Annotated in this window: 24 protein-coding genes and 1 tRNA gene; 9 read left to right on the top strand and 16 right to left on the bottom strand. The window is 66.5% G+C overall.

The window, feature by feature from the left end; genetic code table 11:
- On the bottom strand, nucleotides 1-927 hold a 927-nt coding region (locus GOARA_RS19860), incomplete at its 3' end, for a hypothetical protein (RefSeq protein ID WP_007322551.1).
- Nucleotides 928-1339: 412 nt separating this feature from the next.
- Between GOARA_RS19860 and GOARA_RS11520 the strand changes: the two genes are divergently transcribed.
- Entirely contained in the window at nucleotides 1340-2629 is a 1290-nt protein-coding gene (locus GOARA_RS11520) for an IS256 family transposase (RefSeq protein ID WP_138947667.1), read from the top strand.
- 47 nt (nucleotides 2630-2676) lie between these two features.
- Here GOARA_RS11520 and GOARA_RS11515 read toward each other — a convergent pair whose 3' ends face one another.
- From GOARA_RS11515 to GOARA_RS11485, 7 genes are all read right to left on the bottom strand, one after another.
- Complete coding sequence (locus GOARA_RS11515; protein WP_007322549.1) at nucleotides 2677-3888, bottom strand: HNH endonuclease signature motif containing protein; 1212 nt, start codon at nucleotides 3886-3888, stop codon at nucleotides 2677-2679.
- Nucleotides 3889-4129: 241 nt separating this feature from the next.
- Nucleotides 4130-4648 carry a hypothetical protein gene (locus GOARA_RS11510; RefSeq protein WP_007322548.1) on the bottom strand — a complete coding sequence of 173 codons (519 nt, stop codon included), beginning with the start codon at nucleotides 4646-4648 and terminating at the stop codon, nucleotides 4130-4132.
- A gap of 35 nt (nucleotides 4649-4683) precedes the next feature.
- The gene (locus GOARA_RS11505) at nucleotides 4684-5040 is read right to left on the bottom strand and encodes a YrdB family protein (RefSeq protein WP_007322547.1); all 357 of its coding nucleotides are present in this window, start codon (nucleotides 5038-5040) and stop codon (nucleotides 4684-4686) included.
- 59 nt (nucleotides 5041-5099) lie between these two features.
- Nucleotides 5100-6389, bottom strand: coding sequence for an acetyl-CoA C-acetyltransferase (locus GOARA_RS11500; RefSeq protein ID WP_007322546.1), 1290 nt, complete (start codon nucleotides 6387-6389; stop codon nucleotides 5100-5102).
- Between the two features lie 60 nt (nucleotides 6390-6449).
- A complete protein-coding gene (locus tag GOARA_RS11495) occupies nucleotides 6450-8012 on the bottom strand; it encodes an alanine/glycine:cation symporter family protein (RefSeq protein ID WP_007322545.1) in 1563 nt (520 codons plus the stop codon).
- 145 nt (nucleotides 8013-8157) lie between these two features.
- Nucleotides 8158-9759, bottom strand: coding sequence for an MDR family MFS transporter (locus GOARA_RS11490; RefSeq protein ID WP_007322544.1), 1602 nt, complete (start codon nucleotides 9757-9759; stop codon nucleotides 8158-8160).
- Complete coding sequence (locus GOARA_RS11485) at nucleotides 9759-10373, bottom strand: TetR/AcrR family transcriptional regulator (protein ID WP_007322543.1); 615 nt, start codon at nucleotides 10371-10373, stop codon at nucleotides 9759-9761. Before GOARA_RS11485 ends, GOARA_RS11490 begins: the two co-directional genes overlap by 1 nt.
- A gap of 480 nt (nucleotides 10374-10853) precedes the next feature.
- Between GOARA_RS11485 and GOARA_RS11475 the strand changes: the two genes are divergently transcribed.
- From GOARA_RS11475 to GOARA_RS11465, 3 genes are all read left to right on the top strand, one after another.
- Complete coding sequence (locus GOARA_RS11475) at nucleotides 10854-11288, top strand: SRPBCC family protein (RefSeq protein WP_007322541.1); 435 nt, start codon at nucleotides 10854-10856, stop codon at nucleotides 11286-11288.
- A 62-nt stretch (nucleotides 11289-11350) separates the two neighbouring features.
- The gene (locus GOARA_RS11470) at nucleotides 11351-11542 is read left to right on the top strand and encodes a type II toxin-antitoxin system HicA family toxin (protein ID WP_007322540.1); all 192 of its coding nucleotides are present in this window, start codon (nucleotides 11351-11353) and stop codon (nucleotides 11540-11542) included.
- A complete protein-coding gene (locus GOARA_RS11465; protein WP_007322539.1) occupies nucleotides 11539-11916 on the top strand; it encodes a hypothetical protein in 378 nt (125 codons plus the stop codon). The genes GOARA_RS11470 and GOARA_RS11465 overlap by 4 nt, the downstream gene beginning before the upstream one ends.
- Before the next feature lie 22 nt (nucleotides 11917-11938).
- On the opposite strand, the gene GOARA_RS11460 is transcribed toward GOARA_RS11465, so the two are convergent.
- Nucleotides 11939-12011 (bottom strand) — tRNA-Ala (locus GOARA_RS11460).
- An 86-nt stretch (nucleotides 12012-12097) separates the two neighbouring features.
- Between GOARA_RS11460 and GOARA_RS11455 the strand changes: the two genes are divergently transcribed.
- Nucleotides 12098-13171: a hypothetical protein gene (locus tag GOARA_RS11455; protein WP_007322538.1), complete on the top strand. Its 1074-nt coding sequence runs from the start codon at nucleotides 12098-12100 to the stop codon at nucleotides 13169-13171.
- Here the strand turns inward: GOARA_RS11455 and sepX are convergent.
- Together sepX and GOARA_RS11445 are read right to left on the bottom strand one after the other, a co-directional pair.
- Nucleotides 13168-14730 (bottom strand): divisome protein SepX/GlpR, encoded by a 1563-nt coding sequence (gene sepX, locus GOARA_RS20420; protein ID WP_007322537.1) that lies wholly within the window; start codon nucleotides 14728-14730, stop codon nucleotides 13168-13170. The genes GOARA_RS11455 and sepX overlap by 4 nt on opposite strands.
- A gap of 316 nt (nucleotides 14731-15046) precedes the next feature.
- Nucleotides 15047-15955 (bottom strand): putative endonuclease domain-containing protein, encoded by a 909-nt coding sequence (locus GOARA_RS11445; protein WP_007322536.1) that lies wholly within the window; start codon nucleotides 15953-15955, stop codon nucleotides 15047-15049.
- 94 nt (nucleotides 15956-16049) lie between these two features.
- Between GOARA_RS11445 and GOARA_RS20610 the strand changes: the two genes are divergently transcribed.
- Both GOARA_RS20610 and GOARA_RS20605 read left to right on the top strand, forming a co-directional pair.
- On the top strand, nucleotides 16050-16763 hold the full coding sequence (locus tag GOARA_RS20610) for an ABC transporter ATP-binding protein (RefSeq protein ID WP_040522788.1): 714 nt from the start codon (nucleotides 16050-16052) through the stop codon (nucleotides 16761-16763).
- Nucleotides 16760-17515, top strand: a complete 756-nt coding sequence (locus tag GOARA_RS20605; protein WP_007322534.1) for an ABC transporter permease — start codon at nucleotides 16760-16762, stop codon at nucleotides 17513-17515. Before GOARA_RS20610 ends, GOARA_RS20605 begins: the two co-directional genes overlap by 4 nt.
- Nucleotides 17516-17519: 4 nt before the next feature.
- Here GOARA_RS20605 and GOARA_RS11430 read toward each other — a convergent pair whose 3' ends face one another.
- From GOARA_RS11430 to GOARA_RS11415, 4 genes are all read right to left on the bottom strand, one after another.
- Nucleotides 17520-18194: an SIMPL domain-containing protein gene (locus GOARA_RS11430; RefSeq protein WP_007322533.1), complete on the bottom strand. Its 675-nt coding sequence runs from the start codon at nucleotides 18192-18194 to the stop codon at nucleotides 17520-17522.
- Entirely contained in the window at nucleotides 18191-18847 is a 657-nt protein-coding gene (locus GOARA_RS11425) for a GNAT family N-acetyltransferase (protein WP_007322532.1), read from the bottom strand. The genes GOARA_RS11430 and GOARA_RS11425 overlap by 4 nt, the downstream gene beginning before the upstream one ends.
- Nucleotides 18848-18924: 77 nt before the next feature.
- Nucleotides 18925-20229, bottom strand: coding sequence for a molybdotransferase-like divisome protein Glp (gene glp / locus GOARA_RS11420; RefSeq protein WP_007322531.1), 1305 nt, complete (start codon nucleotides 20227-20229; stop codon nucleotides 18925-18927).
- A gap of 105 nt (nucleotides 20230-20334) precedes the next feature.
- Entirely contained in the window at nucleotides 20335-21264 is a 930-nt protein-coding gene (locus GOARA_RS11415; protein ID WP_007322530.1) for a UTP--glucose-1-phosphate uridylyltransferase, read from the bottom strand.
- Nucleotides 21265-21316: 52 nt separating this feature from the next.
- Between GOARA_RS11415 and GOARA_RS11410 the strand changes: the two genes are divergently transcribed.
- Nucleotides 21317-21889 carry a 5-formyltetrahydrofolate cyclo-ligase gene (locus tag GOARA_RS11410; RefSeq protein WP_007322529.1) on the top strand — a complete coding sequence of 191 codons (573 nt, stop codon included), beginning with the start codon at nucleotides 21317-21319 and terminating at the stop codon, nucleotides 21887-21889.
- Nucleotides 21890-21901: 12 nt separating this feature from the next.
- On the opposite strand, the gene GOARA_RS11405 is transcribed toward GOARA_RS11410, so the two are convergent.
- The gene (locus GOARA_RS11405) at nucleotides 21902-22192 is read right to left on the bottom strand and encodes an FmdB family zinc ribbon protein (protein WP_007322528.1); all 291 of its coding nucleotides are present in this window, start codon (nucleotides 22190-22192) and stop codon (nucleotides 21902-21904) included.
- 187 nt (nucleotides 22193-22379) lie between these two features.
- Between GOARA_RS11405 and GOARA_RS11400 the strand changes: the two genes are divergently transcribed.
- Complete coding sequence (locus GOARA_RS11400) at nucleotides 22380-23048, top strand: SAF domain-containing protein (RefSeq protein WP_040522782.1); 669 nt, start codon at nucleotides 22380-22382, stop codon at nucleotides 23046-23048.
- Nucleotides 23049-23095: the final 47 nt, after the last annotated feature.

Raw genomic sequence — 23095 nt, 5'->3', positions numbered from 1 at the left:
ATCGTCCTTGCCGTCGGCGGGCGTTTTGAACGAGACCCACTCGAGATTGTCGAACTCATTTATTACCATACTCCACCGATGGTAGTTTTCATCCATGGATTTCGGCCGAGTGCCCAGTATGGGAGCCGATACTTCGACAGCATTCAAGACGCGCTCGCCTGCTTGCAAGTATTTGTAGCCTTGGTCAACACCGAACTCGCCTGCAATCGGTGTTGCGAAAGTGAGAATACATATTCCGGATCGATGGATCATTAACGAGATTTCGATGGGCTCATGTTTGTGGTCGCTGTCGGTATAGTACGATCGATTCAATTCAAGTCGGATAAACGGTTCATTGTAAAGATAATAGCGCGGAAAATACATCTGCTGTTGCAAGCGTAAGCGAAGAGCGCCGCTTGCGTGTCGACTTGAGATAGATTGGACTAGTTTTTCCGATGCTTCCCGCACCATTTCTTCTACTTGGCGCTGATGTTCTTCGTTTTCGGGGTCTGCTTCTCTGGATTCAGCCCGTTCATACGAAGAGTGTAGCGATGTGCGGTAAGCAAGTCCGAATGTTGCCCTATAAGCAAGGAATTGCCACAGATGAGGGCGTGCGATCCAGAGGATTCGTAATGTTACTTTTGGCTCAAGCCGAAACAGTCGCCACCACTGGATTTCTTCCGTATGGAACATTTCCAACCATTGTTGGTACCTGGCTGTGTGCTCGTGGAAGCGCGCGGTCTTTCGAATGCGGCTGCCGACTCGTAGGCCATCGCGAGACGGAGATCCGGCCACCGTTGCCATATCTCTCTTCAAGAGCTTGTTCGCGAGTTTCACCAGATCGAGCCCTGGTCCCAGGTCGAATGAGAACGAGTAGATCGCCCCGCGCCCGCTCATTCGAAGCGGGTGCGCCGTTGGTGCGGCCGGGCCGGCGGTGTCTTCGCCCACGCACCAACTCTAGGCACGCGCGCTGACAAATCACGCCGACGCGCCGCCCTTGCTGTGGCGGGTCTGCTCCCGCAGCGTGGAGACAATGTGGAGACCTCTAGGTCTCATGCGTCACTTCTGTCACAGCCCAGCAAACACTGACAGCCAAGCAAGACTATGCCTGAACTGTGGTGATGCGGAGCGCGCAGTCAAGCTTTCGAACCCCGGACCCGCTGATCGGAGTCAGCGGGTCTGCGATGTTGGGCCGGGGCTTCGTCGAGTTCTCCGAAGTGCTAACTGTACGAAGTAGCACTACCAGGTACGCTACGTTGCCGGGGAGTGTCCGGGGAACGGTGTAACTGGCCCGACACGCCGGTGAGGATCGGCGGGGAAGGTCGTGATGACCGAGAAACTGACGGGCATGGGTTCGTCGATGAAGAAGTCCAGCCAGCGGAACGACGATCTGGCGGCGGTTGGTGCTGCCGATCAGGAAGCGGCGCTGCGTCAGCTCGTGGCCGCTGCGCGGGCCCGCGGGGATGATGTGACCGGCCCGGACGGGCTGCTCAAGCACCTGACCAAGACGGTGCTGGAGACGGCGTTGGATGAGGAGATGACCGAGCATCTCGGTTATGACAAACATTCTGTGGCCGGCCGTAACGGTGGTAACTCGCGCAACGGCACGCGGTCGAAGACGGTGCTGACCGACAATGCCGGTCCGGTGAGCATTGAGGTGCCCCGGGATCGGGACGGTTCGTTTGCCCCGCAGATCGTCAAGAAACGCCAGCGTCGCCTGGGCGAGGTCGACACGATCGTGTTGTCGCTGTATGCGAAGGGCCTGTCGACCGGGGAGATCTCGGCACACTTCGCCGAGGTCTACGGTGCCTCGCTGTCCAAAGACCGCATCAGCGTGATCACCGACCGGGTCGTGGCGGAGATGGCTGACTGGACCAGCCGGCCACTGCTGCCGGTGTATGCGGCGATCTTCATCGACGCCATCTACATCAAGGTGCGTGACGGGCAGGTCGGGAACCGGCCGTTCTACGCCGCGATCGGCGTCGACCTGACTGGTCACCGCGACGTCCTGGGCATCTGGGCGGGCACCGACGGGCACGGCGAATCAGCCAAGTACTGGATGAGTGTGCTCGCCGAGATCAAGAACCGTGGGGTCACCGATGTGTTCTTCCTGGTCTGCGACGGCCTCAAAGGCCTGCCCGAGTCGGCGAACGCGGTCTTCCCGCTGGCCAAGGTGCAGACCTGCATCATCCACCTGATCCGCGGCACCTTCCGCTACGCCTCACGCAAGTACTGGGACCACATCGCCCGAGACCTCAAACCGATCTACACCGCGCCGTCGGCCGCGGCGGCATGGGCGGCGTTTGAGGAGTTCGAAGAGAAATGGGGCAAACCCTATCCGGCGATCCCACGGCTGTGGCGCGACGCCTGGGAACAGTTCATCCCGTTCCTCGACTACGACGTCGAGATCCGCCGAGTGCTGTGTTCGACCAACGCGATCGAATCGCTCAACGCCCGGTTCCGCCGCGCGGTCACCGCCAAAGGACACTTCCCGACCGAGCAGGCCGCGATGAAAACGCTCTACCTCGTCGTCAGGTCCCTAGACCCCAAAGGCACCGGCCAGGCACGATGGACGATGCGATGGAAACCCGCACTCAACGCATTCGCCGTCACCTTCGCCGACCGCATGCCCGCCGCCGAGAACATCTGATAACTCCAACAAATGCCAGTTACACCGAAATCCGGACAGTCCCTAGATTAACAATGTACTAGCTTGTCAAGGGTGGTTTGTCCGCCGGCGGCCCATTCTTTGATGTGGTGGGCGTCGGTCCAGGAGGCGGGTTTGCCGCAGCCGGGGAATTGGCAACCCTTATCTCGGGCCACTAGGGCGGCGCGCAGTGCTGGGGTGGCGAGGCGTTGGGTGCGTTTCACATCCAGCGGTACCGAGTCGGCCATCAGGATCGCGGTGAGTTCGGGGTTGCCGCAGCACAGTTCGGAGGTGGTCACAGTGCTGATGGCGCCGGTGAAGCCCAGCCGGGGGATGTGGTCGCCGATAGGTGTCGCTGCGACCGAGTCACTGCACCGGTCTGCTGCTCGATCGTCGTGGCCGGTCAGGACTGGTAGGGGCACGGTGAGGGTGATGTGGGGGACGATGCCACCGGTGGTGGGGCGGTCGGGGTGGGCGAGGTAGGCGTCGAGGATGTCGACCAATCCGTCGGCAAGCCGTTGGGGATGGGTGCGGGGATCACGGCCACCATCGGGGGCCGGAATAGGTTTGGTCAGGGTGTCCAGGGCGGTGAGGAGCTTCTCCCCCGACACTTGATCCAGATCAGCGGCCAGGCGTACCCGGCCCTCGTCGGTTCGGGTGACCTCCGCTTCGTTGAGCATGGGGTTCTCGGCTGGCGGCACGACCGGTGGATGGGCGGGAGCCAGCTCGTGGGCCAACTCACGGGCTTGTGCCATGACTTGTGTTGGTGTCTCTCCACGGGCATGAGCCAACAACCGCGTCGCAACCGCATCTTTCACTGTCGTGTAGCCGTCGGCGTCCATGCGGGAAGCGATCTGGGTGAGGCCGCGGATGACCGCATCGGCATGCTCGAGGGACAGGTCGCCGTCGCGGATTTCGCGGGCCAGGTGCGGCAGCGCGGGCAGGTTGTCGGCCAACCGGCCCAGTTTGGCTACTGCTGAGGGGGCCAGCGGCAGCTGCCGCAGCACATCGCGGCCGTCGCGTAGTCGTTGGCGTTTCGGGAGTCCGATCGCCTGTGCCCGCGATGTGGCTGCGGCCAGCAGGTAGTCGCAGATCGTGCCGAGCCGGAACGCGGCAGCCATGACCGTGAGCAGCATCTGATCGTCGGCGATGGGTTCCGCGTTGGCGAGCAACGCACCGACGCCGTGCCCGGTGTCGGTCGCGGCTGGCGTCAGGTCGTCGCTCAGTTCGGTCACCAGTGTGGTGAGGTCATCGACTCGCATCACTACCCCCGTTTATCAATGTGTTGTGCATCTTGGTTCGAAGGGACTTTCGTGTCTTCTTACCTTGGTGTGTTCACCCTACGATCGGGGTCTGACAAACTCGTGAAACCACCTGTGAACTGCACAGATCGTTGTCGTCGCGGCCTGCGGGTTGATCTCGATACACCCGCGTCGCTTCGCTCCTCGGGCACTCGATCACCCATATAGGCACTCGATTACCCGTGGCTGGTTGCCATCGAGTTCAGGCACCATCGGCGCGCAGCGCGGGACGGACGATCCCGTAGGCGGCCACGAAATAGAGCGGGATGATCACCAGATTCCGGATGGCGAAGCCCCACGCTTCGGCGGCCCGGCCGGGCTCGACGAGGGCCTCGACCACCGGTCCCGCCACTACGTTGAGCAGGCCGAATAGGCAGGCGGCAACGATGACCGCCGTCAGCACGCGCACCCACTGGGCCCGTGCATAGTCGCCGATCGCGCCGAACGCGGTGCCGAACGTTCGGACCTTCTCGTCGTCGATGTCGTCTTCGCGCTGCGCGAGCCACCAGACCACCGCGACCGTCGCCAGCCGCAGCCCCAGCACGACGATCTCGATCGGCCACGAATAGACCCAGTCGTCGCCGGGATGCAGTGCCGCGTACACGCGCTGTGCCGCTGGCAGTGCCGCGACGGCGAGCAGCGGGATCGCGTGCCGGGCAGCAAATCCGAGCGACCACACGACGTCTGTGACGCCGGCGGTCACCGCGTCGCGCACAGCCATGTCGTCAGGCTACCGGCGCCGGGACGAACTCGCCGTCAGCCCTTCGACTCCACGAGCGCGGCCCGGTCGACGACCCACGCGACGACAAGGACAGCGCCCACGACGGGGTGGCCGATCGCCGCGAGCCCCAGCCCGGCCCCCGCGAACAACAGCGCCTCCAGCACCAATCCCACCTTGTCCGGCAACGGGAATCGCGCTTTGGGCGACAGGACAAGGCCCCACAACGTGGCAACGCCGACGACCGCTGCGATCACCGCCACCCATCGCGATCCGCCGCCGACCACGTGCCACGCGATGACGCCCACCGCCGCGAGCAGCGCCAGTTCCAGGACGAACCGGACCACGAGCGCCGCCGCAATCCGGGGCGAAGCACCATCGAACTCACCGACCATGGCCCAACGCTAGCGCCGACGGCGCCGCCCGTGTCGGACTCCAGCGGGCCGACCGCGAACTAGGCTGCCTCGACGATCATCGCGACGGACATACCGCTGCCCGCGCAGATCGACACGAGCGCGCGCCCACTCCCCTTCTCCGCCAGCAACTTCGACACAGTGGCGACGATCCGGCCGCCGGTCGCGCCGAACGGGTGCCCGGTGGCCAGTGAGCCGCCCGTGACGTTGAGCCGATCACGGTCGATCGACCCGAGTGGCTCGGGCCGAGCCAGCAGATCGCGGCAGAAGTCCGAGTCTTCCCACGCGGCGAGCGTCGAGAGCACCTGCGACGCGAAGGCCTCGTGGATCTCGTAGAAGTCGAAGTCCTGCAAAGCAAGTCCGTTGCGGCGCAACAATTCGTTGACCGCGTACACCGGCGCCATCAAGACACCCTGCGTCTTCGGGTCGCCGTCGACGTAGTCGACTCCCCAGCTCTGCGCGTCGACGATGCGGGCCAAGGGCTTCAGGTCGTGTGCCGATGCCCAGTCGGCCGTTCCCAGCAACACCGACGACGCTCCGTCGGTCAGGGTCGTCGAGTTGGCCGCGGTCATCGTGCCGTCGGCTCCGCCGAAGCAGGGCTTCAGCTTGGCCAGCCGCTCAGGTGAGATGTCGCGGCGCATGTTGTCGTCCTCGGCCAGCCCCGCGAACGGCGAGACTAGATCGGCGAAGAATCCACGGTCGTAGGCCGCAGCCAGGTTGCGGTGCGAGGCCAGTGCGATCTTGTCCTGCTCATCGCGTCCGATCCCCCAGGCGGCGCCGGTGATCGCTTGCGCGGCACCGGGAGTCAGCTTCGTTCGGCGCTCGGCAGGGCTGGGGATGTCGAAGTCGAGGGACAGCGGTAGGCGTGCGGCCTGTTTCGCCCGGTCGAGATTCGACTTCGACGCGTTGATCCGTACCAGCCGGTCGCGCAGGCGCGGCCCGAAGCCGATCGGTGGATCCGACGTCGTGTCGGCGCCGCAGGCGACGCCCGACTCGATCTGACCGCAGGCGATCTTGTTGGCGATGTGCACGACGGTCTGCCCACCGGTGGCGCACTGCTGCTGAAGATCAACGGTAGGCGTCGCCCGCGACAGCGACGTATCCAGCAGCGCCTCGCGCGTGAGGCTGTGATCGCGCGCCAGCTTCACGACGGCACCGCCCGCGACCTCGCCGAGGTGCGCGCCGGCCAGCCCGTAGCGATCGACCAGTCCGCTCAACGCCGCGGTCAGCATCGACTGGTTCGTCTCCGACAGGTAGGCCCCGTTCGAACGGGCGAAGGGGATCCGATTGCCGCCGAGAACATAGACGGGCGCAAGCTCGCGAGTTGTCATGGTGCCCAACCCTAACGGCCATCGGCACAACGTTGCCATCGGGGGATGGCAACGTGTTCGTCAGCGTCGTACCGGGACTTCCGTCAGGTGCGGCTTGGGCGGACCTTCGTAGGTCTCCCAGAAGGTCGCGCCGACGATACCGAGTTTGCGCGGATCGAAGACCGGGTCGATTCCCCGTTTGCGCTGCTCCTCGTAGTCACGCAGCGCCTTGAACGCCGGCCGCTGCAAAATCAGAATCCCTATCAGGTTGAGCCAGGCCATCGTGCCCACGCCGATGTCACCGAGGGCCCACGCGTCTTTCGCCGTCGATACCGCGCCGAACAGCACCGAACCCAAGATGACGGCCTGCAGCAGAAGCGTGACGTTCGCGCCGACCGTGCTGCGCAGCGGGCGGACGTAGATCTTGGCGGTGTCGCCGAGCATGAAGCGCAGGTTGGTGTCGGCCATGTAGTAGTAGGCGACGATCGTCGTGAAGCAGAAGAAGCCGAGCGAGATCGCGATGAACGACGCGCCCGCGCCGCTCCACAACGTGTCGAAGCCGACCTGGGCGTACTTCGCGCCGACCTCCTCGGTCCCCGGAACGTGCGCCGGTAGCCCGCCGCCGTCGGCCCGAACACCACCGGACTCCTTCTCGCCGTCGAAAACTCGGTAGGAGCCGGTCGCCAAGATCAGGAAGCCGGTGGCCGAACAGACGAACAGCGTGTCGATGTACACGGCAAAAGCCTGGACCAGCCCCTGCTTGGCGGGGTGGGAGACCTCAGCCGCAGCTGCGGCGTGCGGTCCCGTGCCCTGGCCCGCCTCGTTGGAGTAGATGCCCCGTTTGACGCCCCACATGATCGCCGAACCGAGGATGGCACCGAAGGCGGCGTCGGCTCCGAACGCGCTCGCGAACACCAACCGGATGATCGCGGGTACTTGGTCGACGTTGACCGCGACGACGAGGAGCGCGAGCCCGATGTAGGCGATGGCCATGAACGGCACGACGTATGCGGCGAAAGTCGCGATGCGTTTGACACCGCCGACGATCACGAAGGCCAGCAGCAGCATCGTCACCGCTCCGATGACCCACTTCTCGACGCCCCAGGCGTTGTTCATCGACTCGGCGATCGAGTTCGATTGGATATTGGGCATCAGGACGCCGCAGGCGATGGCCGTGACCAGAGCGAACACCCACCCGTAGACCTTGAACGCGGTGCTGGCCCGGGTGTGGGCGAGTGCTTGCCGCAGGTAGAACGCCGGACCGCCACGGTACTCCCCGGTCAGGGGGTCCTTGGTCTTGTAGATCTGCCCGAGCGTGCACTCGACGAACGACGTCGACGCACCGAGGAACGCCATCGCCCACATCCAGAACAGCGCGCCCGGCCCACCGAAGGCGATCGCCGTCGCCACGCCGACGATGTTGCCGGCTCCGATCCGCCCGGCAAGCGATATGGCCAGCGCCTGGAACGAGGAAACCCCGGACTCGGACGACGCACCTCGCCGGATCAGCCGGACCATGTCGCCGACCCGCCGCAATTGCACGAAACGGGTACGAACGGAGAAATAGACGCCGACGACCAAGCACAGATAGATCAGAGCGTTGCTCCAGATCACGCCATTGATCGCGTCAAGCAGATTCGACATTCGCGGAGCACTCCTCGGCACGCATAGGACCCGGCAACGGGTGGCAGTCTGACACAGCCGAGGCCAATGTATGCGACGAATCGGGACAGGAGCGCAGGGGAAACCAGCTAGTTACACCGCCGAAATCCTGGGTCGCGAACCACCATTACACCGGTTGCGGAGGCTGCACCGGAGCCGTCTCTGCGTCGTCGGCGGGATCGTCGTCCACCGACGTGGCGAGTTCTTTCTGGTCGATGAAGCACAGGACCCCGAACGCGATGACGGCGAGCGGGACGAGGAACAGGAAGATCGGCAGCAACGCCTCGTTGTACGCCTCGACGATCGGTAGCCGCACGGTATCGGGCAGGGCGTTCACCGCGGCCGGTGTGAGGTGGTTGCGCCCCTCGGCGCCCGCTTGGGCGGCCCCTGTACCGGACAGCTTGGTGGCGAGGCTGGCGATCAGTCGCGAGGCGAAGACCGAACCGACGACCGCCGAACCCAGGGTCGCACCGACCTGCCGGAAGTAGTTGCTCGCGGCCGTCGCGGTGCCGACGATCGCGCCGGGGAACGAGTTCTGGACGATCAGCGTCAGGATCTGCAGACACAGGCCAATGCCGACGCCGAGCACCGCCAGATAGGTGCACATCAGCCAGTTGGGGGTGTCGACGGTCATCGTCGACAGCAAGGCCAGCCCGGCGCCGATGACGGCGGACCCGACGATCGGGAATCCCTTGTAGCGCCCGGTGCGGGTGACGGCTTGACCCGCGAGAACCGACGCGACCAGCAACCCGCCCATCATCGGGATCATCAGCAGGCCCGAGTGCGTCGCGTCGACGCCGGTCACCATCTGGATATAGGTCGGCATGTATCCGATCGCGCCGAACATCGCGACGCCGATGGCGAGCGCGGCGATCGTCGTCAGGACGAAGTTGCGGTCGGCGAACAATGACAGCGGGATCACCGGATTCGCCGCACGGGTCTCGGCCCACAGGAACGCCGCTGCCAGCGCGACGGTGACCCCCGCCAATCCGATGATCGGCGCAGAGAGCCACGGGTAGGTGATGCCGCCCCAGGTGCAGATCAGCACGAGGGTGGTCGTCGCGGCGGCGATCAGCGCCATGCCCAAGTAGTCGAGCCGGGGCCGTTGCTCGGGCCGCGTCGCCCGCGACGGCAGGAAGACGACGGTCGCAGCGATGGCGAGTAGACCGAGCGGGAGGTTCATCCAGAACGCCCAGCGCCAGCCCGGCCCCTCGGTCAGCCAGCCGCCGAGTAGCGGACCGGCGACGGAGGCGACGGCGAAGACCGCCCCCATCGCACCCATGTACTTGCCGCGCTCCCGTGCCGGGACCACGTCGGCGATCGCGGCCTGCGACAGGATCATCAATCCGCCGCCGCCGAGGCCTTGCAGGACGCGGCCGGCGATGAGGATCTCGATGTTCTGCGCCAGCCCGCCGACGATCGATCCGGCGATGAACAAGACGATCGCGACGATCAGGATCGGTTTGCGACCCAACTGATCGCTGATCCGGCCGTAGACGGGCATCACGATCGTGCTGGCCAAGATGTAACCGGTGATGACCCACGTCATCTGGTCGACGCCGTCGAGTTCGCCGACGATCGTCGGCAGCGCCGTCGAGAGGACCGTCTGGTTCAGCGCGGCCAGCAGCATCGTGATCATCAGGCCGATGAAGAGGAACAGGACGGTGCGGTCACCCTGACCGTCGTCGGGACGCACCGGTGGCGCGGTGGGCTGGTCAAGCGCAGACATCAAATACCTTCCAGGGCTTCGCGGAATGCTTTCATCGCGGCTTCGATCGCCGCTTGGTCCGGGTTGTCGAGCAGCGCGGGCTCGCTGCCGCGCGCGAATCGCAGAATCGCGCCGGCGAGCAGCACCATGGCCCGCGCACTGTCGGAGGCTCGCGCCGTCGGGTTCTCCTCGGCGAGACGCTGGGACAGCACGACGACGAGTTCGTGCTGCACGGCATCGCGGTGCGCACGCAGCCGGTCGAGGAGATCCGGGTGGGTGGCGACCACGGCCATCAGCGCGCGGTCCTCCCCCATCGGCAGCCCGAGGCTCGCCAGTGTCGACACCGTCAGCCGCAGTGCGCGGCGGAATCGTTCCTTGCCCGGCGGGTCGTTGGGCAGTACGACGACGGCCTCGTCGACGAAGGCGTCGAGCGCTTCGGGAGGAATCCGCGGCGGCTGGATGCCGAGAACGGCGTCCTCTTTGGAGTCGAAGTAGTTGAAGAACGTGCGCCGCGAGACCCCCGCGCGTTCGGCGATGGCGCTCACCGTCGCGTCGGCGAGTCCGTCGCGTTTGGTGAGTTCGACGGCCGCGTCGTGGATACGCCGAAGCGTCTCCGCGCGTTTCCGGTCGCGCATACCACCGCACTCAACGTCTTGCACTAGTGCATTCTTGCACTAGTGCACCTAACTGGCAAACGTGTCGATCAACCCGGAGCTAGACTGAACGCACGGATTCGCCGTCGGCCCAGGAGGCGTCATGAAGACGATCGCAACAGCCGTATTCGCCGCCGCCCTCTGCTTCGGCGGCATGGGGCCGCGCACGCCGACCGCGACGACGGCCCCGAATTCCCCGATACGCGCGATGCCGGGACCTATCACAGCCAGTCGGCCTGCCGGGAGGCCGGCGACCGGGCCGTTTCCAACAGGCAGGCACGGTCCTACAACTGCACACTGGCACCTGGCGCGAACTATAAGCTCCGCATCAACCCGCAGTTCTGATCGACCTGCTGTTCGGCGACGAACAGGGCGCCAAGTAGGCCCCACGTGTACCTCAGACCGACGGTACCGGCATGATCGAGGTCACACAGTACTGTCAATCGATCAGAGGGGGCCATCATGGTCGCAGTCACCGTCGAGAAAGTCATCAATGCGCCACGCGAGGTCGTCTACGACGTTTTCACCGATCGCGAGCACAACGGCGACTACCTGCCCATCAACACGCGCCTGGTCACGCCGGGTAAGGACGCACGTCAAGGCGTCGGCGCCGTCCACCTCATCGGCCTCGGCCCGGTCGGAATCAAGGAGCAGATCGTCGAGCTGGTTCCCAACGAGCGCATGGTCTACAAGATCGTCGCGGGTGCTCCAGTGAAGAGCCACGTCGGAACGGTCAGTTTCGCCGATGCCCCGAACGGAACACTGGTCACCTACACGATGGACTCGACACCGAAGGTCCCGGTTCCCGCTCCGGCCCTGAAGGCCGGTTTGAAGGCTCTCATCAACCAGATGCTGGGTGCCTGCGACAAGGCGGCGAAGGCGAAGACCAGCGAGTAGTCCCAATATCAACGTCTAGTGGTACTTGACTTGATTTATCTAGGGGATCTAGACTTATAATCGTGAAGCGGCGGGACGTGATGAAGAGGCTCCGCGAGACTGCCAAGGCCGATGGCGTTGGGATCAGCGAAACTGAGGGTGGTAGCCATACCAAGGTCCAATTCAGCGATGGCCGCCGTACGGTGGTCCCCCGCCACAATGAGATCAACGAGAACACCGCGAACAGCATTCTCAAGCAGATGGGAGTGAAGTGACCGTGCGAAAGGTAACGGCGATCGCCACTCGCAGCGGCGAGTGGTGGGCCGTCGAGGTTCCCGAAATCGATGGCCTTTTCACACAGGCCAAGCGCCTGGAGCAGATCCCCGACATGGTGTCTGACGCCGCCGAGTTGCTCATCAACGAACCTGTCGAGGTCGAAGTCCGCCCGGCCCTCGGGTCGGAGCTGGAAAGCGCGATCGTCGAGTCGCGCGCGCTGAGTGTCAAGGCATCCGACACTCAGCGCGAGGCCGCCGATCACGCTCGCCGCCTGGTCGCCAGGTTGCGCGGCGAAGGACTGACGGTCCGCGACGTGGGTGTGGTGCTCGGGGTCTCGCCTCAGCGCGTCAGTCAACTGGCTGGGAAGGGCTAGAGATCTGACGCCCACATTGCGGTGGAGCTAGGGAGAATCGAACTCCCGACCTACTCGATGCGAACGAGTCGCGCTACCAACTGCGCCATAGCCCCGGGTGACCGTCGCCGGTCGACCGCCAGCAACTTTATCACTTCACCCGAACCCGTCGCGAAACGGCCGGACCGCCTAGTCTCGAAGCGTGGCTGATCTGAAAGACGAACAAATCATCAGTGCCCTGAACGGCATGATCGCGGCGATCAACCCGATCATCGACGTACTCTCCGAGACGGATGTGACCGGTCTGCGAGGCAAGTCCCACCAGGACAAGCCCAAGGACGACAGCATCTTCCGGCGCGTCGAGCACATCGCCGCCAAGACCGTCGACCTCACCGCGCTCCCGGGCACCAAGCGCTGGGAAGAGCTGTCGATGGGCGAGCGCGCCCAATGGTGGGTGAACCGGATCGGCAGCCTGAACACCGTCGGCGTCGCCTTCCCCAACATCTTCGGCCTGTGGGCGCGACGCCTGCCCATCACCACCGTTCTCGGTTTCGTCAACCAGGCGATGGTGCTGATCGCCGTCGCACGCGAGTACCGCGTCACCGACCGCGCCAGGCAGATCGAACTCCTCGCCAGCGTGCTCGGCGGCCGCGAGCTCACCCTGCACAACCTCACCGAGGTACCCGACGCCGCTCCGGTCGACGCGAAGCGCAAGTCGCTGATCAAAGCCACCTGGGACATCGCCCGCACTCTGCAGGGCGGCGTCGACGAGATGGGCAAGCGGCCGCAGCCGGCGAAGCCCCTCCGCTGGTTGTCGAACGTCCCGGTCATCGGAGCACCGATCAACTATGTAGGCGAACGGTTCGCCCTCAAGCGCGCGGTGAACGCCGGACGCGCCTGGATCGTGGCACACCCCGATGCCATCACCCGGGGCGGCCTCAAGGCGTCGGCCGACGGATCGTTCTCCGCGGACACGGCGCCCTCCACCTCGGCCGACGGACCGACCGCCACCGACGCGGCACCGAAGGCACTCCTGTCACCAACGACCACACCTGCCCCGGTGGCACCGACGAAGACGACGGACGGCACCTCCGCCGCTAAGAAAGCACCCGCGAAGAAGACCGCGAGCAAGAAGGCGCCGGCGAAAAAGGCTGCTCCGAAGACGGCAGCCAAGAAAACCCCGACCAAAAAGGCCGCTGCCAAAAAGAATCCGGCGAAGAAGTCACCGGCCAAGAAGGCCGCTCCGAAGCCGCCCTCGACCCCAGCCGACGACTAGCCGACCGCCGCCCGGAAGTCGTCGTCGGCGCGCATCATGCGCGGCTGCTGGTAGGTGGGTAGATGATCGAAGATCGGGTCCTCGTCGTCGATCGCCACGGGCGCCATACCGCTCGGACGCCGTAGTCGCGGACGCGGCGCCGGCTCGTCGGCCACGAACTCCGGCTCGACGCGATCGCGCCGCCGACGCGCGACCTCTTCGCGTCGTGATCGCTCCAAGCGAGCCAGACGCCGCTGCCGGATCTGACTCTCGTTCTTCACCGCCCGGCGCAGGAACACCAGATAGGCCACGAGGAAGGTGCCCAGCACACCCGCGGCAATCCAACCCGGCGTCGAGAGGAACACTCCGGCGACGATTCCCGCCAGCGTCAGCCCGACGAGCGTCAGCAACACCCGCTGGCGTTCCTTGTACTTGAGTTCGATCCGCTCGCGGTCGACTTCCGGGTCGTAACCGCCGCGTCCCGGCCGGGTCATCATGACCTGCGTCAGCTCGTTGGGGTCGATGTCGTCCCAGGAGGCGTTGGCTTCGCCGTCCGCGTCGTCGAGTTCGGCGACCTCGTCCTCGTCGTCGAACTCGTCCACGATCAGGTCGTCGTCGGCCTCGTCAAGGTCGGCCTCGACCGTGTCGTCCGACTCGGCGGCAACCTCGTCGTCATCGCCTTCGGATGCGACGTCGTCGGCGGGCTTCTCCTCCGCCACCTCGTCGCCCCGATCGGCTTCCGGTACCTCGGCTTCGGCGGCCACGACGTCGACATTCTCGTCCGCGTCGGGCTTGTCGGCGGACTCGTCCTTCACCGGTTCCTCGTCGACGTCGAACAACGTCGCGGCCGGTTCCTCGTCAGCCTTCTTCGCCGCGACATCCGTCGTGTCGCGCTTCGCGGCCGGCTTCTCCCCGGCTTCCTTCTCCTCGACGACCTTCTCGATGCGCTCGGTGGGCGACTCGTCGGCGGCCACCACCTTCTCGATGCGCTCGGTGATCTCGACGTCGAGCGCCTCGACGGTCTGCACCTCGACCACGTCGGTGTCCGAATCCTTGCCGCTGCCCTCGACCGTGTCCTCGACGATCTCCGCATCGATGATGTCTTCGGAGTCGGCGGCTCCGACGGCTTTGATGACTTCGGTGTCGGCGTCCTCGGGGGCGGGGCGCGTCGTGGTCACGGTGACGACGCGACGCATCCGCGCGGCAACGGTGCGCGCCGTCGCACGCTGCCGCGTCGGCACTTTGCCGGGAACACGGGACGGGTCGACGGGCTCGGCCGTTGCCTCGGCGAGATCCTCGTCGAGCGCCTTTTCGACCTTGGTGGGAGTGGACTCCTTGCTGGTCGCGACCGCTTCCACCTTGTCGGCCGTTTCGGTCTTCGGCGTGTAATCGGGATCGTGCGGGTGCGCGCCCGCACCAATGCGTCGGCGCCGCACGGCGTCCTCGCCGCGCTTGAGCACCCGTGTCGCGGCAGCGACCGGGGTGGACTTACGGATCCCCGGGCGACCCTGGATCACCATCGGGACCAGCACGAATAGCCAGATGGCCACGAGGCACACCCACAACACTGAGTTCGGCATCCGACTCTCCCGTCTTTCACTCTGGTCACACGTACCCGACTTCAATCTAGGTCCGCAGCCGGTGAATGCCGTGCCGACGCGCCGAGGGCCGCCAACTTCATTCGTGAGCCCTGTTCCGTCGATCGTTACCAAATACCGGTCACAATCGACGGACTCGTGTCGCGTGTTGGAAATTCGTTGATGGTTGCCGCGAGGGCGATGGGCGATCTGGCAAGGCGGAGGAGGGAGTGATAGCGGAGCTATCGCGACCGACGACAACGCGGCCAGGCGTTCATCGAACCGCGGCAACCGCAACAGGAATTTTCGACGCGCGACACTAGCGCGATCGCGGGTCGTCCGGACAGTCCGGGCATCGACGAAACGAGCCGGACCAGCCCCGCTTGCGCAAGATCCGGGCCACCTTGGCAGCCGTTGAGCACGGCCGCCCGCATACCTGCCCCCACCCGAGCCGAAGGGTCGTCCGATCCAGATCGACGACGGCATCCAAGTCGCGTTCGAGATCCCGGTCGCGTGCGGCGGCGCTGTCGTGGGCCAGCCGGCCGTCGAGTTCGACGATGAGTCCCCACTCCGGGCAATCGGCATCGCGATAGCCGGCCCGCCCGACGCCCGTCGGTGCCTGACGTCGTGCCGTCGGCAATCCATGGCGACGCTCGACCTTGGCCAAGTACTCGTGCTCGAGGACCGAATGAGTGCCGTCGCGAATATCGGCAAGGACCGCAACGAGGAACCGGCGATGTCTGGCTCGAGTCCTGCGCCGCAGCGCGTCCAACAACCGGTCAGCGGTGGTGAGGCGCGCACCGACAGCATCGGCCAGATGGGCGACGACGCGAAGGCGATCTGGCGCGTTCGCGGCCACGTCGAGAACGGCGTCCTCCACGCGCATCCTGGGCGGGCAGGAACTCCACATCGCCCGCTCATCGAGATGAGAACTGTAGTGGACGACGACACCGCGCGGCGCGACGATCTTGCGGTGGCCGGCGACGGCGACGTGGATCGGCCCTGCTTCGCCGCCCGGGCCTCCCGCCGCTCGGATCGCCGATTGGTGGCTCAGCACCGCGGGATGCGCACCCAACACCGCCGACCAGGCCCGCTGGGACCAGGTCAGCGGCCCGGTGTGGTTGACGTACACGCCGGGTGCAGCGACGGCCCACTCCCGTCGGCGCAGTTTGCGACGACAGTCCGCTGAACTGTGGCCGTGCTCGATCACCTGCCGGCGGCTGATCACCCCGTCGGTGGATAACCCCTGTTCCGTCGATCGTTACCGAATGCTGGTCACAACCGACGGAGCAACACCGCCTCCGGCGAGTAGCGTTGCCGCCATGACCACGCAACCGGCTGTGCGGTGCCAATCGGTCACCGTGCACCGTGGCGGAGTGCTTGCCTGCGACGATGTGTCGCTGACCATCGCGCGGGGAACGATCACCGGCCTCTTCGGACCGTCCGGATGCGGCAAGACGACGCTGATGCGCTCCATCATCGGCACCCAGGCCAACGTCGCGGGCACCGTCGACGTACTCGGCGAAGCGGCGGGAGCCAAGACGCTGCGCCGACGCGTCGGCTACGCGACGCAATCGGCATCGACGTACGCCGATCTCAGCGTGATCGACAACGTCACCTATTTCGCCTCCCTGCACGGAACGCGTGCCAACGTCGCCGAGACGCTCGACGCCGTCGGCCTCACGCCGTACGCCCGACGCCGAACCAGCGACCTCAGCGGCGGACAGATCAACCGCGTCTCGATCGCGTGCGCCCTCGTCGCGAAGCCGGAACTGCTCATCCTCGACGAGCCGACCGTCGGCCTCGACCCGGTGTTGCGGGCCGAGCTGTGGCGGTACTTCGCACGACTCGCCACCGAGGGCTCGACGCTGCTCGTCTCCAGTCACGTGATGGACGAAGCCGAACATTGCGACGAGATGATCCTGATGCGCGACGGCGCAGTCCTGACGCAGTGCACGCCGGCCGAACTCAAGGCGCGCACCGGGAAATCGTCGATCGACGATGCCTTCCTCGCGCTGATCGAGGGCGCCACGTGAATCCGAAACTGCTGGCAGCCACCGCTGTTCGCGTGCTGCGCCAGATCCGCGCCGATCACCGTTCGCTGGGCGTCCTGCTGGTCTTGCCGCTGCTCCTGCTGACACTGTGCTATTTCATGTTCGCCGACGTACCCGCGCCTCCCGGCGTCCCGACGCCGTTCGACCGCTTCGGCATCATCCTCCTCGGCATCCTCCCCTTCGTCGTGATGTTCGTCCTCACGTCGGTGGCCATGCTGCGCGAACGCAGGGCCGGCACGCTGGAACGACTGATGACCACCCCGCTGTCGAGGATCGACCTGCTCGGCGGCTACGCGGCGGCCTTCGCCGTACTCGCCGCAGCCCAGGCGGCACTCACCTGCGGGTTCACCTTCTGGGTGCTGCAGCTGGAGACCAGCGGTTCGCGCTGGTGGGTGGTGGTGATCGCGTGGAGCGTCGCCCTTCTCGGCGTCGCCCTCGGCCTGTTGTGCAGCGCATTCGCCCAGACCGAGTTCCAGGCGGTCCAGTTCCTGCCGCTGGTGGTCATCCCCCAGCTGTTCCTGTGCGGTCTGTTCGTGGCCCGCTCCGACCTGCCCGGATGGATGCAGGCGCTCTCGAACGCGATGCCACTGAGCTATGCCGTCGAAGCGCTCCAGCAGGTCGCAAGCGAAGCATCGGTCACGTCGACGATGGTCCGCGGGCTGGTGGTGATCGTCGTGATCGCCGTGGTCGCGCTCGCACTGGCGACCGCAACCCTGCGACGCCGGACGCCGTAGGCCCTCAGTCCGCAGACAGGTCGCCCGCGGTGAACCGGGCATCGACGGCGACGGAGATGACGACATCGTCGGGCCGCAATTCCAGCGAGGGTCCCGCGTCGGAGGCGACCATCGCCCGGGCCATCATCGGCGCGGCGGGCACGGCGTCGGAACCGGAACTCAGCATGTCCGGGTCGGCCAATGCCACCGCGGTCACCGATCCGCGCCCGACCGCGTCGGCATAGGCCTGAGCCTTCGCAACCGCATCGCGCACCGCGTCGCGCCGCACCTTGGCCTCGTACCGCGGCCGGTTCTCGGTCAGCACGTCCCACACGATCCGTCCGACCTCCAGCCCGTCGCGACCGGCCCATTCGACGAGAAAGGCCGCGAGCGCCTCGAAGTCGAGGAATTCGGCGGTCATGGCGATCCGCGTCGTATAGACGACCTCGGACGACTGCTTCCCGTCGATCCACGGGCGGTGCCCGAAGACGTGAATGTCGTTGGCGTGCCACGTGTTCAGCGCGTCGGTCTCGTCGAGCCGGGACAGTTCGGCGACCACCTCGCTCTGCAGCTCCAGCGCCTTGGCATGTGCCGCCTCGCTCGTCGACTCGGTGAACGCCGCCGAGAGCAACACCGTCCCCTGCTCGGGCCGGTACTGGCGCTCGGCCCGCCCGCGCACGGTGATCTCCAGCGCGCTCATCGGAACTGCGCCCGTCCCGCACGCACCAGGGCCTCGACCGCACTGCTCATGATTTCCTCCGTCGTCAAAGCGAACAGGTCGTGGTCGCGCCACCGACCATTGACATCCATATAGCGCTTCAGCACGCCTTCGTGGCGGAAACCGACCTTGGCGAGTACCGCCCGCGACGCGGCATTCGGCGGCTGCACGGTCGCCTCGAGCCGGTGCAGGCCCATCGGCCCGAAGGCGTGGTCGACGCCGAGTGCGACGGCCGCCGTCGCGATGCCCTTGCCCGTCCAGTCGCGATCGACCCAGTAGCCGATCCACGCGCTGCGGACCGCACCGCGCTGCACGCTCCCGATGGTGAGCTGTCCGACGTACTCGCCGTCGACCTCGATGACGAACGGCAGCAGCGCGCCGCGCTTGGCCTCGGACTTGAGCACGGAGTAGAGCGGGGGCCAATTACTGCGCTGGTGTCGCGCCGCCCAATTCCCGTCCGAGGTCGGCTCCCAGGGCAGCAACAAATCCTGATTGCGGATCCGCAGCCGGCTCCAGTCAGCGGCGTCGCGCAGCTTGATCGGCCGCAGCAGCAACCGGCCGGCCGACACGTGAATCGGTCCCACCCGCGCAGGCCAGCCCGGGTGCGAACGCGAACTTGAACCCCAGCTGAACACGGCTCAACTCTAGTCGTCGCGGCGGTTCGTGCCGCGTGGTTGCGGTCACGCGTCTTCTAGTGCCCCGTGTCCTAGCCTCAGCCGCGCTGGGCGAGGAACATGACGTCGACCTCGTCGCCGGGATCGAGCTTGGCGGCTTCCGACGGCACGACGACGAGGCAGTTCGCCTCGGCCAGTTCCGCGAGCAGGTGCGACGAGCCGGTGGTGGATTCGCCGATCACCTGGACCATGTAGGCACCGGTGCGCTCTTCGCGCATGAGCTGACCGCGCAGATACCCGGTGCGGCCCTCGACCGACGCGATCGGCCCGATGGTGCGCGCCTTGATGACGCGCCGCAACGGGTCGCGCTTGCCCAGCGCGATCCGGATGAGCGGCCGGACCATCACCTCGAAGGTAACCAGCGCCGACACCGGGTTCGCCGGCAACAGGAAGGTGGGTACCTCGTCGCGCCCGAGACGTCCGAAACCCTGCACGGATCCGGGATGCATGGCGACCCGCGACACCTCCAGGTCGCCGAGCTCGCCGAGTGCCTCGGCGATCGCCCTCGACGACGATCCGCCGACCGCGCCGCAGATGACGACGATCTCGGAGCGGATGAGCTGCGCTTCGATGACCTCGCGCAACCGCTCGGCGTCCCGCTCGGCGATGCCGACCCGGTTGACGTCGGCGCCCGCGTCGCGGGCAGCGGCGGCCAGCGCGTAGCTGTTCACGTCGTAGACCTGTCCCTGACCGGGCACACGGTCGATGTCGACGAGTTCGGATCCGACCGCGATGACCGAGAGGCGCGGTCGCGGATGCACCAGCACGCGGGACCGGCCGACGGCGGCGAGAAGACCGACCTGGGCGGGCCCGATGACCTCGCCCGCGCGCACCGCGATATCGCCGGGCTGCACGTCGTCGCCGACGCGCCGCACATAGGAGCCGCTGTCGACGCCGTGCGCCACGCGCACCTTCTGACTGGCCCCGTCGGTCCAGCGCAGGGGCACCACCGAGTCCGCCAGCGTCGGCATCGGCGCGCCCGTCTCCACGCGAACCGCCTGGCGCGGCTGCAGCCTGATCGGCGTGCGCGAACCGGGTTCGACATCGCCGACGACCGGCAGGAACACGGCGATCGGCTCGCCTTCGGTGAGGGTGTCGAGTTCGGCTTCACCGGCGTCGAAGTCCTCGTCGGCACCGGGGGCGACCACCCCGGCCAGCGCGACGTCGACCGCGCGCACCGCGTAGCCGTCGACGGCGGCCTGGTCGAATCCGGGCAACGGCCGCTCGGTGACCACCTCTTCGGCGCACATCAAGCCCTGCGCCTCGGAGATGGCGATCTTGACCGGTCGCGGGACCACGGCGGACGCCGTTATCCGCGCCAACTGATCGTCAACGGACCGCATCTCGCCTCCTCGAAGGGTTTCTGTGCGCCATGTTGGTCAACGGACCAACCCTAACGCCGCCGACGGCGACGGTACCGGCGCCACGCCGGAGAAATGAAGGCAGCCTCACCTCTCGCCGAGGCGCTCGGTCAGCCAGGCGCGCAACTCGGGTCCGTAGTCGTCGCGGTCGAGCGCGAAGTCGACAGCGGCCTTGAGGTATCCGCCCGGGTTGCCGAGATCGTGCCGGGTACCGCGATGCACGACGACGTGCACCGGTTCACCGTCGGCGATCAGCAACGCGATCGCGTCGGTGATCTGCAACTCGCCGCCGGCGCCTGGGTCGATGCGACGCAGCGCGTCGAAGATCTTGCGATCGAGAATGTAGCGGCCGGCGGCGGCGAAATTCGACGGCGCGTCGGCGGCAGCCGGCTTCTCGACCATGCCGAGCACGCGCAGCACGTCGGGATTGGCGGCGTCGGGAACCGTCTCGACGTCGAAGATGCCGTACGCCGAGAGCTGGTCGTCGGGGACCTCGATGGCGCACAGCACCGAACCGCCGCGACGTTCGCGCACCCGCGCCATCGTCTCCAGCACGCCGCCGGGAAGAACCAGATCGTCGGGAAGGAGCACGGCGACCGCATCCTCGTCGTCGGCGAGATATTCCTCGACGCAACCGATGGCGTGGCCGAGGCCGAGCGGCTTCTCCTGGACCACCGAAGCGACCTCCAGCAGATTCGGCGCCTTGCGGACCTTCGCCAGCATCGCCGCCTTGCCCCGCTTGGCGAGGGTGTTCTCCAGCACGAGGTCCTCGACGAAGTGGGCGACCACGCCGTCCTTGCCCGGAGAAGTCACGATCAGCAGGCGCTGCGCTCCGGCCGACTTGGCCTCCTCGGCGACCAGCTCGATACCGGGTGTGTCGACGACCGGAAGAAGTTCCTTCGGCACGGTCTTGGTCGCGGGCAAGAACCGCGTGCCCAGACCGGCGGCGGGCACCACGGCGGTCCGCGGGATGGGCGGGGCGGCCGACAGCGCGGTCTCCGAATTGGGAGCACTCATGGCTCTACACTGTATTCGGCGCGCCGCCGGGCGCAGAATCGCGGGAGATCCGATGTCCAAACAGGAGGTTCGCGGGCGCCTGCGCGCACACCGGGAGCGCTTGTCGGTGTTCGACGTGGAGAGTGCCGCGGTCAACCTCGCCGAGTGGATGTACCGCCTGCCGATGGCCGTCGACGAAGGTGCGACGATCGCCTGCTACCTGCCCGTCGGCAGCGAACCGGGGTCCGATGCGATGCTCGACGCCCTGGTCGACCAGGGCTACCGCGTCATCGTGCCCGTGGTGCCCGACGGCGACCCCCAACCGCTGCGCTGGGCGGTGTACAGCCCCAGCGCGCCCCTGGAGACCAGGCGCTGGGGCCTCGCCGAACCGACGTCGCCCTCCTTGGGGCCCGGGGCCCTTGCCGAGGCGAGCGTCGTCTTCGTCCCGGCACTCGCGGTCGCGCGCGACGGCGCTCGGCTGGGCCGGGGTGCCGGCTACTACGACCGCAGCCTTCCGCTGAGCCGGGCGGTGCGCATCGGCGTCGTCTATGACCACGAACTGGTCGACGAACTGCCGACCGAGCCGACCGACGTCCCGATGGAGTGGGCGCTGACCCCCGAGGCCGGTTTCACCCGGCTGGACTGAATACTCGCGTGGCTACGACGCGGCCGCGGCCGATGCGCTCGGCGCGCTCGACGAGTCGCTGCTCGACGAGCCGGAATCGCTCGACGACGATGACGAGCCGGAATCGCTCGACGCCGGCACCGAACCCGAACGCGAGTCGGTCCGGTAGAACCCGCTGCCCTTGAAGACGATGCCGACGCTGTTGAACAGCTTGCGCAGCTTGCCCTGACAGTCGGGGCATTCGGTCAGCGAATCGTCGGCGAAGGACTGCACGATATCGAAGGCGTTGTCGCACTCCGTACATGCATAGGAGTAAGTGGGCACCGGGAACCTCCACACGGATCTGGCTTGAATCTCGACAATTCTAACCGACTTTGGCACTCATTCATTCCGAGTGCCAAGGTCGACGGGGTCACACGCGTTGTCCACAGTTGTCTCGCGTCCCCAGAAGACGGCCGGCACACCGGACTCTAAGACCTCCGCCCGAGAACGCGCACTATGGTCGGCACACATGTTGACCAGGGTGTTCGGCCACGAACTCGCACCCCGCCGGCGTGATCGTCTGCGTCAGGCGCTGCGGCCGGGATGGCTGCGTTCGATGGTGATTCGACGGTCGTGCGCGACCCTGCTGGTCCTCGCCGCCGCCATGTCCTTCCTCGCCGATCGGCGCGACGAACCCGGGGTCGCGGTCGTCGTCGCGGCACGCGATCTGCGGCCGGGCACGGCACTGGTCGCGGCCGACGTCGCGGTGGTGCGCGTGCGCCCCGAGTTGGTACCCGCCGGCGCGCTGAAGCTGTCCGCGGACGCCCGGGAACGCACCGTGACCGGCGCGGTGCGCCACGGAGAGATCCTCACCGACTCGCGACTGCTCGGCCCGCGACTGCCGCGGAGTCTGATCGGCGACGCCACGGCACGACTCGTTCCGGTCCACCTCGCCGACGCCGGGACGGCCGAGCTGCTCGTGCCCGGCGACGTCGTCGATGTACTCACCAAGGGCGACTCGTCCGACCCGCCGGTGGTGATCGCCACGGATGCCGTCGTCGCCCTGGGACGGACGCGGCGACCCGGCGAACGAGCAGGCGGCGACGGCTCTCCCGTCCTTCTGGCCATGAAGGCCGAAGCCGCCCACCGGGTCGCCGCGGCCGGACTGACCACCGCGCTCACCGTCGTCATCCATTAACCGCATTTACGTCTATTGAATGTGCAAGGTCTCGACTTGCACACGAA

Source organism: Gordonia araii NBRC 100433, from assembly GCF_000241265.1.
Classification (GTDB): domain Bacteria; phylum Actinomycetota; class Actinomycetes; order Mycobacteriales; family Mycobacteriaceae; genus Gordonia; species Gordonia araii.
The sequence above is the reverse complement of the archived record's forward strand: the minus strand, read 5'-3'. Positions and strand labels throughout refer to the sequence as shown.